Origin of the sequence: Pseudomonas mendocina, from assembly GCF_003008615.1 — a bacterium.
In the GTDB taxonomy this organism is placed as follows: domain Bacteria; phylum Pseudomonadota; class Gammaproteobacteria; order Pseudomonadales; family Pseudomonadaceae; genus Aquipseudomonas; species Aquipseudomonas mendocina_C.
Genome location: NZ_CP027657.1, coordinates 1,068,703 through 1,088,892, shown reverse-complemented (window position 1 = coordinate 1,088,892; position 20,190 = coordinate 1,068,703). Strand labels below are relative to the sequence as shown.

The following is a 20,190-nucleotide window of genomic DNA, read 5'->3' as shown; positions in this document are numbered from 1 at the left end:
CAATCTGCCCTCAAAGCAGAGGGTGTCGATGGTGAAGTCGACAGAAAGCCGAAAGTTTGCAAGAACTACAAATTACGAATCACATACCCAATTCGCTGTAACGGTTAAACCCGAGACAGCAACAAATTGCTTGACGACCATAGAGCGTTGGAACCACCTGATCCCATCCCGAACTCAGTAGTGAAACGACGCATCGCCGATGGTAGTGTGGTGCTTCACCATGTGAGAGTAGGTCATCGTCAAGCTCCTATACGAACGCCCTGATCAGGTAACTGGTCAGGGCGTTCTTCTATGTGCGCAAAAGCGCGTGGCGGTGAGAGTCCCGGAGCGCCGGCCGGATCATCGTCAAGCTCCTATACGAAACCCCAGATCGCCTAGCGGTCTGGGGTTTCTTCTTTGTGGCAAGGAAAATAGCGCTTCGCGTGGGGTGCGCTGCGCGCACCGCCAATCACGCCGACAGGCCGCTGCGCGCGGCGCACCCTACGATATGTCGGCGTTTGGTGCCGCTCGGGTAGAATGCGTGAATTCTGCAGGGGACTTTCATGTCTGACTCGCCGCCCGAACCGTCCTTGTCATCTTTGCCGCTCGAACAGTTGATTGCCTGTCATGAGTGCGACCTGCTGATGCGCAAACCGGTGCTGCAGGATGGAGAAAGCGCCGAGTGTCCACAGTGTGGGTATGAGTTGTTCAGCCATCGCCACCATGTCGTGCGACGTAGTCTGGCGTTGGTGCTGACTGCTCTATTGCTTTATATCCCCGCTAACTTCCTGCCAATCATGCAGCTCAATCTACTGGGCCAGACCTCGCAAGATACGGTCTGGAGCGGCGTGATCGGCTTGTATGACAGCGGTATGCAGGGCATCGCTGTGGTGGTGTTCCTCTGCAGCATGGCCGTACCACTGCTCAAGCTGCTTTGCCAGCTACTGGTGTTGCTCAGCATTCGTCTCGATTTTGGCCGTAGCTACGGTCTGCTGCTCTATCGTATCTATCACCATCTGCGTGAGTGGGGGATGCTCGAGGTCTATCTGATGGGCATCCTGGTGGCGATGGTGAAGCTGATGGATCTGGCTGATTTGAGTATCGGCCTGGGGCTGTTCTGTTTTATCGCGCTGTTGCTGGTGCAGGTCTGGCTGGAGGTGACCATGTCGCCGCATCAGATCTGGCAAGCCTTGTCCGGGGAGGACATCCATGCGGGCGATTGAAGCTGGATTGCTGGTCTGCCATGAGTGTCATCAGCTCAATCCGGTCGATACCGAGGCCGAGCATCAGTACTGCAGTCGCTGCGGTGGCAGGGTTCATGAGCGTCGGCCAGGCAGTCTGGTGCGTACCTGGGCGCTGTTGCTGACATCGGCGATTCTTTATATTCCAGCCAACCTGCTACCCATCATGACGGTCAACAGCCTGGGCAAGGGCTCGCCGGCAACCATCATGGGTGGGGTGGTGGAACTCATCCACTTGGGCATGCTGCCGATCGCTGCGGTGGTGTTCATCGCCAGTATTCTGGTGCCGACGTTCAAGCTGGTGGGTATCGCGCTGCTGCTGTACTCGGTTCAGCGCCATCAGCCGATGTCGGCGCGTCAGCGTATTCTGATGTACCGCTTTATCGAATGGATCGGCCGCTGGTCGATGCTGGATATATTCGTCATCGCCATTCTGGTGGCGATAGTGAATTTTGGCAGCCTGGCCAGTATCGAAGCTGGAGCCGGAGCGGCCGCCTTTGCCAGTGTGGTCATCCTGACCATGTTGGCTGCACTGACTTTCGACCCTCGCCTTATCTGGGACAACACGGAAACCGACCATGACTGACCTTCCTCTGGCCAAGACGCGTCCTGCTTCGAATTGGTCGGCCATCTGGGTTTTGCCCCTGATTGCACTCATGATTGGTGGGTGGCTGGCCTGGCGTGCCTACAGTGACGCCGGTATTCAGGTGGAATTGGTATTCGCCAGTGGCGAGGGCATCCAGGCCGGCAAGACCGAGCTGATGTACAAGGGCATGGCGGTTGGCAAGGTGACGGCCATCAGTCTCGATAGCAGCGAGAAGAACAGGGGCGTCATCGCCACGCTTGAGGTCAACAAGGAGCTCGAACAGTATCTGCGCAGCGGTACGCGTTTCTGGTTGGTCAAACCGAATGTAAGCCTGGCAGGGATCAGTGGTCTGGAAACGCTGGTGTCAGGTAACTACATCACCTTCAGCCCAGGCGATGGCGAGCCGAGCAAGAGTTTCACCGCTCTGACCCAGGAACCGCCGATGGGCGATGACGTGCCAGGCTTGCACCTGACGCTGAAGGCCGATCGGCTCGGCTCGCTCAATCGCGACAGCCCTGTGTTCTATCGGCAGATTCAAGTCGGTCGGGTGAAAAGCTACACCTTGGGTGAAGATCAGAGCACCGTCGAGGTGAAAGTCTTCATCGAACCTGCCTATGCCAATCTGGTGCGCAAACATACGCGTTTCTGGAATGCCAGCGGGATCAGCGTCGATGCCGACCTGTCCGGCTTCAAGCTGCGCAGCGAGTCGCTGGCCAGTATCGTTGCCGGCGGTATCGCGTTCGCCACGCCGGAGCACCGCAAGGACAGTCCGCCTACCGATCCGGCGCTACCATTCCGCCTGTACGAGGACTATGACGAGGCGCAGGCCGGGATCAAGGTCGTGGTGAGGTTGACCGACTTCGAGGGTTTGCAGGAAGGCCGTACGCCGGTTATGTACAAGGGTATCCAGGTGGGCTCGCTGAAAACCATGAAGGTCGACCGCGATCTCAATAGTGCCACGGCGGAGCTGACCATCAACCCATTGGCCGAGGAGTACCTGGTCGAAGGCTCTGAGTTCTGGGTGGTCAAACCGTCCATCTCGCTGGCTGGAATCACCGGCCTGGAAGCGCTGGTCAAGGGGAACTACATCGCTGTGCGACCGGGCGAGAAGGGCAAGCCGCCGGCACGCAGCTTCGTCGCGCGCAGCAAGGCTCCGCCTCTGGATCTGGGGGCGCCGGGTCTGCACCTGGTGCTGTTCACCGACCAGCTCGGTTCCATCGAGGTCGGCAGCCCGGTGCTCTACCGGCAGATCAAGGTCGGCTCGGTGCAGAGTTACCAACTGGGGCGTGATAACAATCAGGTGGTACTGGGTGTGCATATCGAGCCGGATTATGTGCATTTGGTGAATACCACCACACGTTTCTGGAACGCCAGCGGCATCACCCTCAAGGGTGGACTGTCTGGTGTCGAGGTCAAGAGCGAGTCGCTGCAGACCCTGCTTGCAGGCGGTATCGCTTTCGAGACGCCTGATCTGCAGGCGGCCAGGTCGGATCGCCAGGTGCAACGCTTTGCCCTGCACGCCGATCGCGACAGCGCCTTGCAGTTGGGTCAGCAGATCACCATACGCGTCGCCGATGGCGATGGCCTGCAACCGGGTACGCTGGTGCGCTACAAAGGTCTGGAGGTCGGCAAGGTCGAGAACCTCAGCCTCACGGATGACCTGCAAGCAGTGATTCTCAATGTCCGCATCACTCAGGCCGCCGAGCAGATTGCCCGTGACGGCACGCGCTTCTGGGTCGTGAAACCGGAGTTGAGTCTGACCCGTGCCGCGAATCTCGGAACGCTGGTCAGCGGCCAGTATCTGGAAGTGCAGCCCTCGGCGCAAAAGGGCGCGCGCCGTACCGAGTTCACCGCGCTCGCCAGTGCGCCGAATCAGGCCGTACGCGAGGAGGGCCTGCGCCTGGTGTTGAGCGCGCCGCGGCGTGGTTCGATCAAGCCGGGCGTGATCGTCAGTTACCGTGAGGTGCCGGTGGGCAAGGTGGTGGATTTCGAGCTTGGACCGACTTCGGATCGCGTGTTGATCCATGTGCTGATCGAACCACGTTACGCGCCCTTGGTACGCTCAGGCAGCCGCTTCTGGAACGCCAGCGGTATTGGTGTCGATGCCGGGCTGTTCAAGGGCCTGAAGGTGCGTACCGAGTCGCTGGAGGCGTTGATCGAGGGCGGTATCGCTTTCGCCACACCGAACAATCCGGAGATGGGCGGGCCGGCGCAACCTGGGCAGACCTTCGCGCTATTCGATGAACCGCAGGAACCCTGGATGCAGTGGGCGCCGAAGATCGTGCTGGAGCAGTGAGCAAACCTTGGAAATGAAAGGGGCTGCATCGAGCGGCCCTTTTCATTTGTGCGGATGTAGAAGCTCGCGGCTGAAGCCGCTCCCACGAATCACATACTCGTAGGAGCGGCTTCAGCCGCGATGTGGTCAGGCCGGCTCGGTGGCTTCCTCCTGCACAGGCGCCTGGGCCTTGGCTTCCTCGCGCGGCTTGATGAACTTCCAGTCCGCCTCGTCGATGTAGATGCCGTTGGGGCCGCTGCCACCTTCCAGGTCGATGGCTACATGAGCCGAGACCTGCGGTTTCACCGAGGCCAGGATCGGTACGAACCCGAGCTGCAGGCTGGTTTCTATCAGTGCCTGCTGGTTGCGTTCGTCGATGTCTGCGGCCTCGTCGAGGTAGTAGGGCAGACGCACGCGCCCCGCCTGCTCGCGATCCATCAGGTGCAGCAGCAGGTACATGTTGGTCAGCGCCTTGATGGTCATGGTGGTGCCGTTGGAGGCGGCACCATCGATGTCCGTGTGGATGATCGGCTGACCGTGCACCTTGGTGATCTCGAAGGCCAGTTCAAACAGATCCTTCAGGCCCAGCTGGTTGCCGTTGGCCGCCACCAGGCGTGACAGGTAGTCCTTGGCTTCCTCGTTCTTCGCGTCCTGATCGGCTGATTGCGACAGGTCGAAGACCGACAGGGTCTCGCCTTCCTCATACTGACCGGCGCTGTGGATGATCTGGTCGATATGGCGCAGCGCTTCCTTGTTCGGCGCCAGGACGATACGGAAGCTTTGCAGGTTGGAGACCTGGCGCTTGTTGATCTCGCGGTTGAACAGCGCCAGCTGGTGTTCCAGGTTATCGTAGTCGCTGCGGATATTGCGCAGGGTGCGGGCGATATCAGTGACCGCCGCGCGACGCGCCTTGGCCAGGGTGAGGGCTTCGTCCTGGCGGTGGGCGTAGGCGTTGACCAGTAGTTGCAGGCGGCGCTCGACATCATCTTCGCTGTCGAACTTGGCCACGCCTTTCAGGCGGACCTGGGCGTAGAGCGCCTCGATCTGACCGTCGATGCGTTGCAGCGCCTGCCAGGTGTCCTGGTAGTCGTTGAGCAGCGGCAGCAGGTTGTCCAGCGAGTCGTCCACCGGCTCCATGAACGGCGTGCCGAAGGGCAGGTCGGCCGGCAGTAGCTGGCGACGACGCAGGGCATCTTCCAGGGTGCGCTCCTTGGCTTCCAGGTCGGCCAGTTGACGACCGACCAGTTGCAATTTGGCGGACAGTTGCTGCACGCGCTCGGCGAAGGCATCGCTGGCACGCTTGAGTTCGTCCTGAGCGCCTTCCAGCTCTGCCAGGCGCTCCAGCTTCTGTGGTTCTTCGGCGGCCAGAGTCTGGCTCTTGCGGAAGTCTTCCAGCGCTTTCTGCGCATCCAGCACGGCCTGGTACAGCTGCTCGGCCTGGGCCTTGCTGGCGGCGCGGTCGGCGGCCACCGACTGCTGGGTCTTGAGCTGCTTGAGCTCGCGCTCCAGGCGATCCTTCTGGTCGCGCAGGGCGGCGCGGTCGGCCAGTGCCTGCAGCGCCGGCGGCTCGATATGGCTGAGATCGATGGACAGGCCCGGTACGGCGAAGGTATCGCCCTTGAAGCGATCCAGCACTGCTTCGACGGCCTTGACCCAGTCGTCGCCCTCGGCCTGGATGCCTTTCTCACCCAGCGGCAGGCTGAACAGTTGGCCGTTGAACAGGCGCATCAGGCGATCGACATCGGCCTGGCTGAATTCTTCGCGCAGGCGCGAGTAGCTGTTGTTGTCGGCATGGTCGAGCTGCTGCTTGACCGACTTGAGGCGTTTTTCCAGGTCGCGCAGCCGCTCGTCCAGATCTTCGCTGGAGAACTGCCGCGACTGCGCCAGGGCGCCGGCCAGTTCGTCGTGGGCGTCTTTGGCGGCGAGCAACTGGGCTTCCAGCACCTTGACATCGTCGACCAGGGCGAAGCGGTTTTTCAGTACGGATAGCTCGCCGAGCCAGCGCTGGATTTCGCTGATCTCGCGTTCCAGGCGCATCAGCTCACTGGTTCCGCCGCGTTGTTCGTTCTGCAGGCCGTCTTGCTCGTTGCGGTAGTGCTCGGCCTGGATCACCAGTTCCTCCTTGCGAGCATCGGCGTAGTCGTGCCAGGTGCCGAGCAGGTTGTCGAGCAGCGGGGAGAGGCGATGCAGCTTGCCGCGTAGCAGTTCGCGCTGGCTAACGCCGGCGGCGAGTGCCTCGATCTGCGGACCGGCGGTCACCAGGGCCTGGTAGTCCTGCTCCATGCGGCGCACGTCGCGGAAGGCTTCTTCGGTGGCGGCGATGTAGTCGACGCTGCCCGAACGCAGGCTGTGCTCGAAGGCATCGAGGAACAGCTGCTTCAATTTCGCCGCAGTGATCTCCCTCATATGCAAGAGGTTGATGAACAGTGCGCGGAAGGTCTTCAGGCTCTGCTCGCTGGTCGAGCGCAGCGGAATCAGGGTCAGATCCAGCGGGATACTGGTGTGGCCGCCGACCAGCAGGCGACGCAGTTCGTCTGGCTTCAGCTCGTAGGCAGTGATGCCGGCCTGGCCGAGGTTCTTGAACAGTTCGCGCTGACGCAGGCATGTGCCGTTCTGCTGGTAATGCTCCAGATCCAGCTCGCCGGCGTAGGCGAAGAACTGGTGGCCGAAGCCGCCGCCCGGGCCGCGACCGGCCACACCAATTACATGGGGGCCATGGGGCAGGGCGACTTCGACGAGGATGTAGCTGGTGTCGCTGGCGAAGTAGAACTTGCGCGAGGCTTCCAGGCTGTACTTGCCGAAGCTCATGTCCGACATGCGTGCCAGGATGGGGAACTGCAAGGCGTTGATCGAGGCGGATTTGCCCAGGTTGTTGGCGCCGTAGACCGACAGCGGGTTTTCCAGCGGGAACAGGCCGAGGCTGTAGCCGGCAGTGTTCAGCAGGGCGAAGCGGCGGATGCCGTAGCGTTCCTGGCTCATGCGTCCATCTCCTGTGCGGCGCGTTCGTCGGCCATGGCGCGAGCCAGGGCGTCTTCCTCGGATTCTTCAGCGTCCACGGCTTTGACCGGGTCGGCGTCGCCGTCATCGTCCAGCAGTACCGGCGCCGGCAGCGGCAGGTCGCTGCTGTGCAGGCTGGCGGCCAGGTCACGGTCGTGCTGCACCGCCAGGCACACGTCGAGGAAACGGTGCATCGGCGGCAGGAAGCGGTACACGCCATTGCTGTCCTCGGCGAAGCCGAGTTGGGTAAGGCGGCGGATGATCTTGTCTTCCAGTTCCTCGAAGGTGGTCACTTCGGCTTGCAGGAACAGGTCGCGGTACTTGTCCAGCAGTGCTGGCAGCTCATCACGGCCGATGCTGCCGCCGTCCAGTACGGAGAGCGGGTCGCGTCCCTGGTCGGCCAGGTGTTCGACGAGGATGAAGGTGAACAGCGCCAGACGCTGAGCGGTCTTGTTCACCTGCGGTGCGACCTGCTCGGGGACGAAGTAGTAGAAACCGCGCGGGTCGCACACCAGCTCGAAACCGAGCGCGCGGAACAGCGCGCGATACTGATCCTGCATGCTGGACAACTGGGCGTAGCACTCCGGCTCGCTGCGCGAGATGTGGTAGCCCTTGAACAGGTCGCGGAAGGCGGCCGCGAGCTGGGTCATTTCTTTCAGGTCGATATTCATACGCAATGCTCACGGGCAGTCGTAGGGTGCGCTGTGCGCACCATGTCGTCGGTTGCGGTGCGCACAGCGCACCCTACGGGCAGCTCAGCCATTGGGCTGGCCTACCAGGGCAAAGGAGGCAAGGCTGACCTCATGGTCTCGGGTCAGGTACTGGCGGCGCTCCAGGCGTTCACGCTGGAAGCGCGATTCACGCGACAGGCGTGAGAACCAGTAGAGCAGCTCGTCGGTAGCGCCTTCCGGTTCCTGCTCCAGCAGCCAGGTCATGAGATCCGGCAGCGGCAGGGCCTGTTCGCAGCGTTCGATCATTTCCCGCGCGGTCTTCGGCGCCTTGGGCGTGCCGCCCTTGCGGCTGCCACTGGCCTTGGGGAAGTGCGCCGGCTTGGCTTCGAAGCGTGCCAGGGCATAGACGTAGGCCTCGACCTGGCTGGCCGAACCGAGGAAGTTGCTCTGTGGCCGGGTGAACATCGGCATGGCCGCCTGCGGTACGGCGTCGATGCCCTTCTTGCGGATCACCGACAGCGCCAGCGCCGCGCCGCGGGTCACCGCGTTGTGTCGGCGTGCTTCCTCGCGCAGTGGCAGCAGCAGTTCGCGGGCCTTGCGCAGGGTCAGCTGGGCAGTGGTCTGCATCTCCAGGATGCGCGCGTGGGTACGCAGCAGCAGGTCGTCGTCGACCAACTGGCCGAGGCGCTGTTGGTCGCCGAGCAGGCGCAGCAACACCTGTTCGACGCGGCGCACGCCCTGTTCGAAGGCGCCGTCGGCGGCGACCAACTGGATCATCGGCTCGACGTATTCGTCCCAGGTGGCGAGCACTTCGGCATAGCGTTGACGCAGAGGAATCTGCCGGTCGCTGGTCTTGGCCCGGTCGGCCACGCCGACCAGTGCCTGTTCGTCGTTGGCCAGCTTTTTGAGGACGTCCCTGACGCGCATATCGAGCAGGCGCAGTTGGCGCGCCAGGTCGTTGGCGTCGCGTACCTCGAAGGCGTCCTGAATATAGCCGGCCAGGCGTTCCAGGTGGCGCAGGTAGGCTTCGATCTCCAGGCACAGGCCGAGGCGATGCTCGCGGCGCAGGTAGGCGAGGAAGTCATGGATCTGCGCGTTGAGCTCGAAGCGGTTGGGGCTCTTGGCCACCGGCACGAGAATGTCCAGGCGAATCCAGGTGTCGAGCAGGGCGGTGGTGTCGCTGGGCGTGGCGTCGGGCAGTTGCGCGGCAAGCTGGCCACGCAGCTCGACCAGGCTCAGGGTGCCGGCGTCGAAACGCTCGCAGAGCGGTTCGAGCAACGTCCAGTGTTCGGCGAGGGCGCGCAATACGCGCTTGGGATCGATCATCGAGGCGCCGGGTTCCAGGCAAGTGAAAAGGGGAGATTGTACTGCAAGGTGGATGCCGGGTTTGAGTCCGAATCGATCAGAGGCAAGCGACTCGATGTACGTGATGACGAGGCGCCTGTTGATGGTTCTTCAGCGGTGAATGAAGAGGTGTTACGCCGCTGTTGCCACTGGTAACACTCGTCCCGCTTCGGCCAAGCGGTTGACGGCCATTTGCCGGCCCTTTCTCGACTATGGGTCGGGCCGCTCTGGCGCTGCTGTCCCTATAGTGGCCATAAGGATTCGAGTCGGAGTGCTCGACAGCACTAATAAGAACAGGGGTTTCGCCATGCGCCAGTCCTTTCGCTTCGCCAAACATGCTCTGGCACTGGTATGCGCCGCGGTCTTGAGTACCACGGCCCAGGCCAAGATGGTCGAGCTGGAGGACGGAGAGCTGTCGGATATCACCGGCCAGGCCTTCATCAACCTGACCACCGACAGCAATGCCGGCGTCAACTACACCCGGGTCAATTTCGGGGTGAACGTCGATACCCAGCTGAATATCAAGAAACTGCAGCTTGGTCAGTACAATCGGCCCGGTGAGGCGACGGGCTCTTCCGATATCCTGATCAACAACTTCGCGCTGGGCACCGTGGGCGCCAACGACAGCATTAGCCCCTTCAAGATTGCCAATCCTTTCCTTGAACTGGCCTATGACGGCAATCGCGTGGTTGGGGTGCGTATCGGCTTCGGTGAGGCGAAAGGCGTGCTGTCCGGTGATATTCAGAGCCTGACTGGCAATATCCCCGTGCACATCAAGGGCACTGGCGATGCCATCTACAACAAGTCGAATTTCCTGCAGCAGAGCGCCTTGTTCCTGGCTGGTGTGTACCGCACTAGCATCGTCGAGGCCGATGCGACACTGGTCAGCTCCGGCGGTACGAGCGATCCGGTCAGGGGCACCATGTCCGGTATCAAGAACGGTGACGGGCTGACCTGCACGTCAGGCTGCGCAGGGGGCTGGACCGATGCGCTGCTGGGTGCCTTCGCCTCCAGCAACTGCGCCATTCTGGGGATCCAGACCTGCTTCAACCTCTCTCAATTCCAGTCGCTGCCAGTGGGCAATACCAGCGACATGTCCAACATGCAGAACGCGGCCAAGGGTTTCTTCATCTCGCTGCAGACCCAGGACGTGGCCTGGCGTGACATGGACAGCAACGCCTTCGTTACCGCGCTGCAGGGGGCTTTCATGAACCTGCCCAAGTACCGTGACGCCAACGGCAACCTGGTTTCGCCGATCAATATCGATTTCAATCAGGCTTTCAACGGTATTCCCCGGCAGGACACCTGCCTCGGCACTGCTACTGCGGGGTGCTGAGCATGAGCCGCTACCTGCTGCTGGCGGCCGCACTTCCGGCCGCTCTGGCCGGCGCCATGGAGCCCCTGAGCGATGCTGAGCTGTCCGACGTGCAGGGCGCCGGCCTTGGTTTCGTGCTGGATCAGGTACTGCTCGACGGCTCCGGTGCGCAGATCGTGATCAACGACATCACCGACGGCCAGGGCCGCAACGTGCCCATCTCCATGAAGAATCTCTACCTTGGCGCCGCCGGCAGCAACAAGGGCGCCAACCTCAATCCGGTGACCATCGGCAGTCTCGACCATCCGTTCGAGCTGGAACTGGCCAAGGGCGAGGAGCTGCGCTCCCTGCGCGATGATGGGCAGTGGGTGCAGACCACCCCGAGCAATATCACGGTGCTGTCGTTCAAGTTTCCCGAGCGCCTGGTCGCCGGTGGCAACCCCTGTATCGATGGCTATGCGGCCGCGGGCTCGAATTGCTCGACAGCCGCCAGTGGTCGAGCCGACCTCGGCGTACGCTTCGACTTCCAGGTGGCGGCCGGGCGCACCGAAATGCTCGCGCTGGATTTTCACCAACTGGTGATGGACGGCTCCTACCTGCGCCTATGGGGCGACCGTGGGCAGAACGGCAACGGTGAACTGGTGGGCGAAGCGCGCATCAACCTCTTCGCCAAGACTTTGGAGGTGATGTCCTGCGCCCAGGCCAATTGCAATACAGCCGGTGAGACAGCCGCGCAGCGCGGCGCACGCACGCTGTATATCACCAACGGTTACGCCAACATCGCCCTGGGCTATGGCAAGTCGCAGCCGTTGCGTCTGCGCTCCAGCGCCGATGGCCAGTTCGTCCTGGAGCTGCAGAACCCCACCAGCGGCGCCACCACGGCGGCGCAACGCCAGGCTTTGGCCAGTGACTTCTACGCCAATGCGCCGCGCACCAACCTGGTGTTCGAGAACCTGACCGTTGGCGGCACGCGCAGCAGCCCCACTGCGGTGCCCACCGGTGGCTACAACTTTGGCCGCAACGAGATTTCCGGGCTGAGCTTCAACTACCTGAAGGTAAGCAGCTATGACCTGCGCTAGAACGGCTGTAGCGCTGCTATCGCTGCTGCCGGTGCTGGCGCTGGCAGAAATGCAGGCGCTGGACGACAGCACCCTCAGCGAGATGAGCGGGCAGGGCGGGGTTTACCTGTCCGGCGAGTTCAGCATCAACAAGGACGGTGGTGTGCTCTGGGGCACGCCGGCGACCAACAACCCGGCGCAGTGGACGGCCAACCAGCGCAGTTGTGCTCTGGCCGGCGCGGCCAGCCCGGAGAGCTGCGGCATGCGTGTGGCCGTGCGCTCCGGTGCCAATGCCGGCTGGTACGTGCTGGACAATCTCAAGGGCATCTTCAGTTTCGAAGGCCTGACCCTGGACACCCGCACGCTCACCAGCGCCACTGGTGAGCGCGAAGTGCTGGCACTGGGCTTGCCCAACGAGATCCGCTTCAAGGACGGCAACTTCTCCTTCGGCGTGGCCAGTCAGGGCGGTTGGAAGAACAAGGCGCTGAGCGCGGCCAATGGTGGTGATCCGAGCTATCAGCAGACCAACATCTTCTCGGCCAAGATCGACGGCAGCATCCGCATGCAAGGCAGCGTGCTGGTGTTCCCCACGAACTGAGGAAGCGGATCATGCAGCGTTACGGATGGCTTTCGGCGCTCGTTCTCGGCAGTTCACCGGTCTGGGCCATGCAGGCGCTGGATGATGATGGCCTGGCCAATGTCAGTGGTCGTGGCGGTATCAGCATCGAAACCGCCGGTGGTGGCTGGTCGGCAGAGAGCCTCGAGTACCGCGAGGACGGCCAGAGCCTGCGCCTCGAGGGCGTTTCCAGCCGGCCGCAGCAGGCCGGCAGTGTCTCCACTACGAAGGTCGATGTGATCGATGATCGCCTGCATGTGGAGCACCAGGGGCGTCCGAACGAACTGGCAGTGAACGCCATCGGTTTTGCCGGCAGCGACAAGAGTTTTGGTGCCTTTCGCACTTTCTATACCCTTGGCGCCAGCCTCAAGTTGAGCGGCGGTGGGGCCAGCGGTGTGGCCGGCTTCAGCGTCGATGACAGCCGGCTGAGCCTGGATGCGGTGACCTTCTATTACCGCGACAACGGTTTCGACCTGATCGTGCGCGATGCCTCGTTCGATGCCTACCTGAACAACGCCTACCTGGACATCGTCAGCGGCGGCAATGGCTCGGCGGTGCGCCTCGACCTGGGCGATACGCGCTTCGTCGCGCATATCGGCGGTATCGGCCTGGATCTGGCTCATGGCGATCCGCAGGCCGGCGTTGCGGTAACGCCTGGCGCCCCGGATACGCGGCACCCTGACCACGCGCGCAGCTTCGGTCAACTGGATATGGATCTGCGCCTTGGTGGCAGTATTCGTATCGCCGGTGGGGGCGCCAGCGGTCAGGGGCTGCGCCTGATTCCGCAGATCACCATCGCCAGCAGTCTGTTCCAGTACAAGGACGACGGCGTGCTGCGCGCCGAGAACTTCGCCGGCGTACTCAGTAGCCAAAACGGCATCACCCTTGACCTGGGCGAGGACGGCAGCGGGCGTTATGCCCAGTTGGCCTTTCAGGATCTCAAGCTCAACGCCAGCCTGGGTGGCCTGATCATCGGCAACCCCAGTAATCAGAAGATCGGCAGCCTGGCGCTGGATCTCAATTTCCAGGATCAGGGCGCGCGGCAGAACTGGTTCAAGCTGCGTCCGGGCGGCGATCCCAACTCCGGGCTCAAGGGCATTACCGCGGATGTGTCATGGAACATGGTCAGCAGTTCGGTTTCGCTCACCGATAACGGCAACAGCATGTGGTTCAGTGGCCTGCGTACCCATGGCAGCGGTCAGCTGACGGTCGACCTGACCAAGAGCTGCGCGGGCGGTAGCAGTGCCGGCTGCTACGCCGGCAGTGCCAATACCCAGCCCGGCAGCAGCGGTTATGACGGCCATTTCGACGGCCTGCGCCTGGGCCTGAAGAACGTCAAGGGTAGCTACAGCTTCGATGGCTTGCGGGTCGGTCGCGCCGATGCGCCGCTGCAGGGTGGCACCGAGTTGCTGGTGCTGCTGGAAATCTTCCCGGCCTACGATTTCACCCTCAACGGCCAACTGACCCTGCGTCCCGGTGGGGCGAGCGGCGATGGCGTGCGCTACAACGCCGACTTCGTCGTCACCGATGCCAATGCTGCGATCACCGTCGACGAGGCCGGCAAGGGCTTGTGGCTGGCCGGCACCCGCTACGACATGCACTTTCGCGACGGTTCGCTGGACGTGACCCAGAATGGCGTGCAACTGAGCAAGGGCACCTACTGGTCGACGCTGGATGTGCACGATGTGCGCTGGGGCGACCGCAGCAGCGGGCAGAGCCTCGGTCGTATCGTGCTGCGTCGCTACGAGCAGGGTTCGACCCTCAGCCTCAGTTCCGGTGGCGCGGGGGCTCTGTGCGTCGGTGGCAGTGGCGCCAGTGCATCGGCCTGTACCGCCAGTGGTGGGCGCTGGGAGGATCGCGGTAACGAAGGGCTGACAGCGGGGCTGAAGAACGTCTTCGTGCGCGATACCTCGGGCAATCCTGCGGACAGCGTGTCGACCAGCGAGAAGCGCAACCAGCTGATCATCGAGACGGATCGGGTGGGTGGCGTCAACGGCACTGGGGCGCAACTGGTGGTGGATAACTTCCATACATCCGATGCCAATCCGAGCGATGCCAATGCCAACAGCTACGGTGTGCGTGTCGACCTCAATCTGGACGTGGCGCCGACCAAGGTCTGCAACAAGGGCGCCAGCGGCTGTCCGCCGGTGTCGCCCGACCCGCTGGGGTTCGCCGTCAACGGCCGGGTGCATTTCAAGGAGATCAACATCGACCGCATCCAGAACGTCCACCCCACGGGCGGGGCGGTCACCTCCATGTACGGCATGAAACTGCAGAATGCCGATATCCGCGCCAACCTGACCGCGACGCCGATCAACTGACTGCCGTGGTCACGGGGTTGTCATCGCGGTTCGCTAAGGTGTCCCTGCTGGCTGTATGAGGGGAGCGGCTGCTGGCGAAAGGTCTTCGCTGCCTGTGGTGCGCATGGCGCACCCTACCTGTAACCGCGTTCTTCGGGGCGCTGGCAATTACCGGTTGTACAAAAAATCCCCAATGCCCTTTCGATATGCGTCGGTTATCGGCACAATTCGCGTCCACTTTTTTCCGGGGGGCTGAAAGTCCTCCCTAAGCCGACCTTGCTGGGGCGACGACATGATCCAGACGCCGTACTACCTCATCGACAAACAGAAGCTTCTGGTCAACCTGGAGAAGATCGCCTACGTGCGCGAGAACTCCGGTGCCAAAGCGTTGCTGGCGCTGAAATGCTTCGCCACCTGGTCGGTGTTCGACCTGATGCAGCAATACATGGACGGCACCACGTCGTCTTCGCTGTATGAGCTGAAACTGGGCCGGCAGAAGTTCGCTGGCGAAACCCATGCCTACAGCGTGGCTTGGGCCGACGACGAGATCGAAGAGATGGTCGCCAACTGCGACAAGATCATCTTCAACTCCATCGGCCAGCTCGAACGCTTCGCCGAGCGTACCCAGGGCACCATCCGCGGCCTGCGCGTCAACCCGCAGGTGAGCAGCTCCGACTACCTGCTGGCCGACCCGGCGCGCCCGTTCAGCCGCCTGGGCGAGTGGGATCCGGCGAAGATCGAGCCGGTCATGGGGCAGATTTCCGGCTTCATGTTCCACAACAACTGCGAGAACGGCAGCTTCGAGCTGTTCGACAAGATGCTGACCACCATCGAGGAGCGCTTCGGCCACCTGATCGCTCAGGTCGAGTGGGTCAGCCTCGGCGGCGGCATCCACTTCACTGGCGAGGGCTATCCGATCGATGCCTTCTGCGCGCGCCTGAAAGCCTTCTCCGAGAAGTACGGCGTGCAGGTGTACCTGGAGCCGGGCGAAGCGGCGATCACCCTCAGCGCCTCGCTGGAAGTCACCGTGCTCGATACCCTGTACAACGGCAAGCATCTGGCCGTGGTCGACAGCTCCATCGAAGCGCACATGCTCGACCTGCTTATCTACCGCCTCAACGCCAAGATGGCGCCGAACGATGGCGAGCACACCTACATGGTCTGCGGCAAATCCTGCCTGGCCGGCGATATCTTCGGCGAGTACCAGTTCGACAAGCCGCTGCAGATTGGTGATCGCCTGTCGTTCATCGACGCGGCCGGTTACACCATGGTCAAGAAGAACTGGTTCAACGGTCTGAAAATGCCATCCATCGTGGTCAAGCAGCTCGACGGCAGCGTCGAGGTAGCTCGCCAGTTCGAGTTCGACGACTACCTGTCCAGCTTGTCCTGACATTGCTGCGGTGGGCTCAAGCGGAACGCCGCCCGGCCCACCCTACGGCTTACGCCTTGCATGACTGGTAGGGTGGGCTTCAGCCCACCTTCACGACACGCATCAAACGCTTTCAACAACGCAGTACCCTGGAGGTGAAACAATTGAAGAAGAATGTTCTGATCATTGGTGCAGGAGGTGTTGCCAAGGTGGTGGCCCACAAGTGTGCGCAGCATAACGACGAGCTGGGTCGTATTTCGATTGCGTCACGGAACATCTCCAAATGCCAGGCCATCATCGACAGCGTGCAGGCAAAGGGCGGTCTCAAGCAGCCCGGCGAGATCAAGGCCTATGCGCTGAACGCCCTGGACGTGGAAGCGACCAAGGCACTGATCCGCGAAACCGAATCGCAGATCGTCATCAACGTCGGTTCGGCGTTCCTCAACATGTCCGTGCTGCGCGCCTGCATCGACACCGGCGTCGCCTACCTGGACACCGCCATCCACGAAGACCCGAGCAAGATCTGTGAAACCCCGCCGTGGTACGGCAACTACGAGTGGAAGCACCTGGCCGAATGCCAGGACAAGGGCGTGACCGCCATCCTCGGTGTCGGCTTCGACCCGGGCGTGGTCAACTCCTATGCTGCTCTGGCGCAACAGCAGTACTTCGACACGATCGAGTCGATCGACATCCTCGACGTCAACGCCGGTTCGCACGGCAAGTACTTCGCCACCAATTTCGACCCGGAAATCAATTTCCGCGAATTCACCGGTACGGTCTACAGCTGGCAGAACAGCCAGTGGATCAGCAACACCATGTTCGAGGTCAAGCGCACCGACGACCTGCCCGTGGTGGGCGTACAGAACCTGTACCTGACCGGCCATGACGAGGTGCACTCGCTGTCCAAGCACCTCGACGTACCGAACGTCCGCTTCTGGATGAGCTTCGGCGACCACTACATCAACGTGTTCACCGTGCTGAAGAACCTTGGCCTGCTCTCCGAGCAGCCGCTCAAGACCGCTGAAGGCCTCGAAGTCGTTCCGCTCAAGGTGGTCAAGGCCGTGCTGCCCGACCCTGCGTCGCTGGCACCCGGCTACACCGGCAAGACCTGCATCGGCGACCTGGTCAAGGGCACCAAGGATGGCCAGCCGCGTGAGCTGTTCATCTACAACGTGGCCGACCACGAAGACGCCTTCGCCGAGACCGACAGCCAGGGCATCTCCTACACCGCCGGCGTGCCGCCGGTTGCCGCCGCGCTGCTGGTCGCGCGTGGTGAGTGGGATGCCAAGCGCATGGTCAACGTCGAAGAGCTGCCGGCCGAGCCGTTCCTCAAGCTGCTGGACGTAATGGGCCTGCCGACGCGCATCAAGGATGAGCACGGTGATCGCCCCTGGGATCAGGCACTCTGACCCCGAACGAGGCCCGCCAATCGGCGGGCCTCGCCTTTTCTGCTAGGCGCCGGGCGCCAGCTTCTGCCTGAAGAAGGCGAGAATCTCGTCGCGTGCGGCGCGGGTCGGTTGCCCGGCCTCGTCGATCAGGTGCACGGTCACCACGCTGTGCGGCGTCTGCACCACCTTCTCGAAGAACTCAGGTACCTCTGGATTGGCCGCGCTATCGGGCAACTCGCGGGCGATGAAGCGCTCGCCCAGGGCGCGCTGGTAAGCGGCGAAGCGCTGCGCCTGGCAGATGCGGTCGCCGGCGAAGCGGTAGGCCAGCACGTCCAGCCCGTCGCGGTCGAGGCGTGCCTTGATCCGGGCCAGTTCTTCGTCGCTGCTCTCCAGCCCCGCCGGGTCGTCGATTGGCAACGACGGCTGGGCCAGTACGGGAGCCAGCATCACCGGTTCGAGCATCATGCTCAGGGCGAAGTTGCCGGAAAAGCACATGCCGATCGCGCCCACGCCGGCGCCGCCGCATTCGGCGTGAGCTTGCCGCGCCAGGGCGCGCAGCCATTGCGTCACGGGGCTCGAGCCGTTGCCGGCGAAGGCGTGGAACTCGGCGCTGACGCAGATCTTGCGGAAGATTTCCTGGGTGGCCTCCAGGCTGGAGGGATCACCGTCGCGACCGTACAGCGACGGCATGTAGACGGTGAAGCCGGCCTCGCGCACCCAGCGGGCGAAGCGCGCCATGTACGGGCTGATGCCGGGCAGCTCCGGCATCACGATGACCGCCGGGCCGCTGCCGCTGACCTGCACCACCTTGGTGATGCCGTCGAGGGTGATGGTGCGCGGAGTGAAGTCATCGAGTGGATCGAACTCATCGAGCGTTCTGGACGTCATGGTCGGGTCTCCTGGGGTGGGCAGCTGGCTTGCATTTGGCGCTGAAATGTCGCTTGCTTGAAGTGTCTTGAGCGACATCTTTCGAGCGTTATCGGTCAATGTACGACTTCACTCTCATCGTCCTGCCGGGGGCGTTCGCCACGGCGGTCAGCGGCACCCTGGACATCCTGGCCTGCGCAGCACGCCTGTCGCGCCAGGTCGGCTGCGCCGTCCCGCGCTGGCGGGTGTGTTCGACGGTCACCAGCGTGGCCTTGAGCAGCGGTTTGCGCATCGACGCACAGCCGCTGCCTGGGGCCGGCGAGCCCGACGGTTCGGTCTGGCTGTTGCCGGGGCTTGGTGTGACCGATGCGCAAAGCATAGACACGCGTTTGGCGCAGGAGGACGCCCGGAGGGTCGGTGCCGGCCTGCGTGCGCATGCCGCCAGCGGTGGCGCCCTGGCTGCGGCCTGCACAGCGGTGTTCCTGCTGCACGAAGCTGGATTGCTGGCGCGGCGAAGGGTGACCACCACCTGGTGGCTGGGCAGCCTGTTGCAGAGCCGCGCGCCCGATTGCCAGGTGGATGTCGCACAGGTGCTGGTGGCCGATGGCGAGTTGCTGACGGCGGGCGCAGCCTTCGCCCATGTCGACCTGATCATGCACCTGTTGCGTTACCGCTTCAGCCCCGCGCTGGCGGAGGCGGTCTCGCGGGTGCTGCTGATCGATGGCCGGCAGTCGCAGGCACGCTACATCGATCCGGCATTGCTGGCCGCTGGCAATGAACTGGTGGCAGATCTGGTCGCGCGTTTCGAGGCGGCGCTGCCGAATCCGCCGAGCGTTGCAGAACTGGCGGCGGAGCGGGCGATGTCCAGTCGCACGCTGGCGCGGCATGTGCGCAAGGCCACCGGAGGCAGCGTTTCCGCTCTGTTGCAGGGTGTGCGCATCAACCGTGCGCGCATGTTGCTGGAAAATTCCCGCCTGTCGGTCGAACAGGTGGCGGAGCAGGTTGGTTATGCCGACACCTCGGCGTTGCGCCGGCTGATGCGCAAGCTGGCGCGTGGCACACCGAGCCAGTTCCGCCAGGCGGTTGGCCGGGTACAAGGTCATGAAGGCGGCTAGTGGCCGTTCGTGCTTCCCGCGCGGGGTATTTCACGCGACAATTGCCGCCATCTTGCGATGCCCCAGGCATCGCGATCCTCATCCAGTTGCCGTGCCCGACGCCTGTCGGAGCGGCGCATCCTTGCAAGTGGAGGCCGTGTGATCCCCGAGCTGCGCCGACGTGCCTACCTCGACGCCATGCAGGTTGCCAGTTGGCTACCGCGCACCGTCTTGCCTTTCGCGGCCCCGTCACGTCCCGAGTTGCTCGAACCACTGCAGGCTGAAGTCGATGCAGGTGTGGTCGAAACGCCGGTCGAGCCGAGTGCTCCGGCACCGGTCGCCGTGCGCGAAGCCCCGGTGGCAGCGGTTGTCGAGCGGCCTAAGATCGAAGTGCCGCGCCCAGGCAGCCAAGCGCGCCAGGCGGTTGTCGAGACACCTGCGGCAGAACCAGTCGAGGAAAAGCCGGCCCGCGTCAGCGCGCCACCGCCGCGATTTTCCCTGCAATTGCTGCGCGCCGGCGATTGTGCCCTGCTGGTGGAGCTGCCCACCGGCCAGCCGTTCCAGAGTCGCGACCCGGCCTACATCCTGCTCAAGGATCTGCTGCGCGCCGCCGGCTTGCCGGACAGCCCGCAACTGCTCGGCGAGCCGGTGCGCTGGCCGCTGCTGGTGCGCGGCAATATGGATCAGGGCCCGCAAGAGGCGCTGGAGTTCGTGCAGAGTTTCGTTGCCGCGCGGCTGGAAGAGCAGCCCAGCACTTGTCTGTGGCTGATCGGCCTGCCGGCCATTCGCTTCGCTGGCGAGGGCGACGAGCACAGCTACAACCGCGAGTTGCAGGTCGAGGGGCTGGGTACCTGCTGGGCCTTGCCGGGCCTTGAGCTGCTGATGGAAGAGCCGGCACGCAAGCGCGAGCTGTGGCAGGCCATGCGGCGTGTTCGTCAGCGCTGGCTAGCTCCGTGACACGATCAGCTGCGCGTCGGCCCTGCTGTGTTGAAAACAATCTGGAACGCCAGCCCGGTCGAAATGCCCATGCACAAGAGTACAGTCGCCCGCGACTCCGACCGTTTCTCACTTGCTTTTGCGGGGCCGCCAT

Annotated in this window: 15 protein-coding genes and 1 rRNA gene; 12 read left to right on the top strand and 4 right to left on the bottom strand. The window is 63.0% G+C overall.

The window, feature by feature from the left end; genetic code table 11:
- The first annotated feature begins 129 nt into the window (after nucleotides 1–129).
- The 4 genes from rrf (at nucleotide 130) to C7A17_RS05075 (ending at nucleotide 4,102) form a co-directional block, all read left to right on the top strand.
- Nucleotides 130–245 (top strand): 5S ribosomal RNA (gene rrf / locus C7A17_RS05090).
- A 297-nt stretch (nucleotides 246–542) separates the two neighbouring features.
- Nucleotides 543–1,202: a paraquat-inducible protein A gene (locus tag C7A17_RS05085; RefSeq protein ID WP_106737000.1), complete on the top strand. Its 660-nt coding sequence runs from the start codon at nucleotides 543–545 to the stop codon at nucleotides 1,200–1,202.
- Entirely contained in the window at nucleotides 1,189–1,806 is a 618-nt protein-coding gene (locus C7A17_RS05080) for a paraquat-inducible protein A (RefSeq protein WP_106736999.1), read from the top strand. The genes C7A17_RS05085 and C7A17_RS05080 overlap by 14 nt, the downstream gene beginning before the upstream one ends.
- Entirely contained in the window at nucleotides 1,799–4,102 is a 2,304-nt protein-coding gene (locus C7A17_RS05075; RefSeq protein WP_106736998.1) for a PqiB family protein, read from the top strand. Before C7A17_RS05080 ends, C7A17_RS05075 begins: the two co-directional genes overlap by 8 nt.
- Nucleotides 4,103–4,228: 126 nt before the next feature.
- Here the strand turns inward: C7A17_RS05075 and mksF are convergent, their stop codons facing one another.
- From mksF to mksB, 3 genes are all read right to left on the bottom strand, one after another.
- On the bottom strand, nucleotides 4,229–7,060 hold the full coding sequence (gene mksF / locus C7A17_RS05070; RefSeq protein ID WP_106736997.1) for an Mks condensin complex protein MksF: 2,832 nt from the start codon (nucleotides 7,058–7,060) through the stop codon (nucleotides 4,229–4,231).
- Nucleotides 7,057–7,749 (bottom strand): Mks condensin complex protein MksE, encoded by a 693-nt coding sequence (gene mksE / locus C7A17_RS05065; protein ID WP_106736996.1) that lies wholly within the window; start codon nucleotides 7,747–7,749, stop codon nucleotides 7,057–7,059. Before mksE ends, mksF begins: the two co-directional genes overlap by 4 nt.
- Nucleotides 7,750–7,833: 84 nt before the next feature.
- The gene (gene mksB, locus C7A17_RS05060) at nucleotides 7,834–9,075 is read right to left on the bottom strand and encodes an Mks condensin complex protein MksB (protein WP_106736995.1); all 1,242 of its coding nucleotides are present in this window, start codon (nucleotides 9,073–9,075) and stop codon (nucleotides 7,834–7,836) included.
- A 325-nt stretch (nucleotides 9,076–9,400) separates the two neighbouring features.
- Between mksB and C7A17_RS05055 the strand changes: the two genes are divergently transcribed.
- From C7A17_RS05055 to C7A17_RS05030, 6 genes are all read left to right on the top strand, one after another.
- Entirely contained in the window at nucleotides 9,401–10,429 is a 1,029-nt protein-coding gene (locus tag C7A17_RS05055; protein WP_106736994.1) for a DUF6160 family protein, read from the top strand.
- Between the two features lie 2 nt (nucleotides 10,430–10,431).
- Nucleotides 10,432–11,487 (top strand): hypothetical protein, encoded by a 1,056-nt coding sequence (locus tag C7A17_RS05050; RefSeq protein ID WP_199796393.1) that lies wholly within the window; start codon nucleotides 10,432–10,434, stop codon nucleotides 11,485–11,487.
- Complete coding sequence (locus C7A17_RS05045; RefSeq protein ID WP_106736993.1) at nucleotides 11,474–12,064, top strand: DUF6160 family protein; 591 nt, start codon at nucleotides 11,474–11,476, stop codon at nucleotides 12,062–12,064. The genes C7A17_RS05050 and C7A17_RS05045 overlap by 14 nt, the downstream gene beginning before the upstream one ends.
- 11 nt (nucleotides 12,065–12,075) lie before the next feature.
- The gene (locus C7A17_RS05040) at nucleotides 12,076–14,403 is read left to right on the top strand and encodes a DUF6160 family protein (RefSeq protein ID WP_106736992.1); all 2,328 of its coding nucleotides are present in this window, start codon (nucleotides 12,076–12,078) and stop codon (nucleotides 14,401–14,403) included.
- A gap of 271 nt (nucleotides 14,404–14,674) precedes the next feature.
- A complete protein-coding gene (locus C7A17_RS05035) occupies nucleotides 14,675–15,772 on the top strand; it encodes a carboxynorspermidine decarboxylase (RefSeq protein WP_106736991.1) in 1,098 nt (365 codons plus the stop codon).
- Between the two features lie 143 nt (nucleotides 15,773–15,915).
- A complete protein-coding gene (locus C7A17_RS05030; protein WP_106736990.1) occupies nucleotides 15,916–17,160 on the top strand; it encodes a saccharopine dehydrogenase family protein in 1,245 nt (414 codons plus the stop codon).
- Nucleotides 17,161–17,202: 42 nt separating this feature from the next.
- On the opposite strand, the gene C7A17_RS05025 is transcribed toward C7A17_RS05030, so the two are convergent.
- On the bottom strand, nucleotides 17,203–18,027 hold the full coding sequence (locus C7A17_RS05025) for a dienelactone hydrolase family protein (RefSeq protein ID WP_106736989.1): 825 nt from the start codon (nucleotides 18,025–18,027) through the stop codon (nucleotides 17,203–17,205).
- 98 nt (nucleotides 18,028–18,125) lie between these two features.
- Here C7A17_RS05025 and C7A17_RS05020 point away from each other — a divergent pair, with 98 nt between their 5' ends.
- Nucleotides 18,126–19,121 (top strand): GlxA family transcriptional regulator, encoded by a 996-nt coding sequence (locus C7A17_RS05020; RefSeq protein WP_106736988.1) that lies wholly within the window; start codon nucleotides 18,126–18,128, stop codon nucleotides 19,119–19,121.
- Nucleotides 19,122–19,259: 138 nt separating this feature from the next.
- The gene (locus C7A17_RS05015; protein WP_106736987.1) at nucleotides 19,260–20,057 is read left to right on the top strand and encodes an energy transducer TonB; all 798 of its coding nucleotides are present in this window, start codon (nucleotides 19,260–19,262) and stop codon (nucleotides 20,055–20,057) included.
- Nucleotides 20,058–20,190 lie beyond the last annotated feature (133 nt).

Bases quoted from the DNA above. Each gene is read 5' to 3' on its own strand.
- C7A17_RS05040 (WP_106736992.1), top strand. From the start codon at position 12,076: ATGCAGCGTTACGGATGGCTTTCGGCGCTCGTTCTCGGCAGTTCACCG.
- C7A17_RS05075 (WP_106736998.1), top strand. From the start codon at position 1,799: ATGACTGACCTTCCTCTGGCCAAGACGCGTCCTGCTTCGAATTGGTCG.
- C7A17_RS05035 (WP_106736991.1), top strand. From the start codon at position 14,675: ATGATCCAGACGCCGTACTACCTCATCGACAAACAGAAGCTTCTGGTC.
- mksE (WP_106736996.1), bottom strand. From the start codon at position 7,749: ATGAATATCGACCTGAAAGAAATGACCCAGCTCGCGGCCGCCTTCCGC.
- C7A17_RS05025 (WP_106736989.1), bottom strand. From the start codon at position 18,027: ATGACGTCCAGAACGCTCGATGAGTTCGATCCACTCGATGACTTCACT.
- C7A17_RS05080 (WP_106736999.1), top strand. From the start codon at position 1,189: ATGCGGGCGATTGAAGCTGGATTGCTGGTCTGCCATGAGTGTCATCAG.
- C7A17_RS05020 (WP_106736988.1), top strand. From the start codon at position 18,126: ATGTACGACTTCACTCTCATCGTCCTGCCGGGGGCGTTCGCCACGGCG.
- C7A17_RS05045 (WP_106736993.1), top strand. From the start codon at position 11,474: ATGACCTGCGCTAGAACGGCTGTAGCGCTGCTATCGCTGCTGCCGGTG.
- C7A17_RS05085 (WP_106737000.1), top strand. From the start codon at position 543: ATGTCTGACTCGCCGCCCGAACCGTCCTTGTCATCTTTGCCGCTCGAA.
- mksB (WP_106736995.1), bottom strand. From the start codon at position 9,075: ATGATCGATCCCAAGCGCGTATTGCGCGCCCTCGCCGAACACTGGACG.
- C7A17_RS05055 (WP_106736994.1), top strand. From the start codon at position 9,401: ATGCGCCAGTCCTTTCGCTTCGCCAAACATGCTCTGGCACTGGTATGC.
- C7A17_RS05050 (WP_199796393.1), top strand. From the start codon at position 10,432: ATGAGCCGCTACCTGCTGCTGGCGGCCGCACTTCCGGCCGCTCTGGCC.
- mksF (WP_106736997.1), bottom strand. From the start codon at position 7,060: ATGAGCCAGGAACGCTACGGCATCCGCCGCTTCGCCCTGCTGAACACT.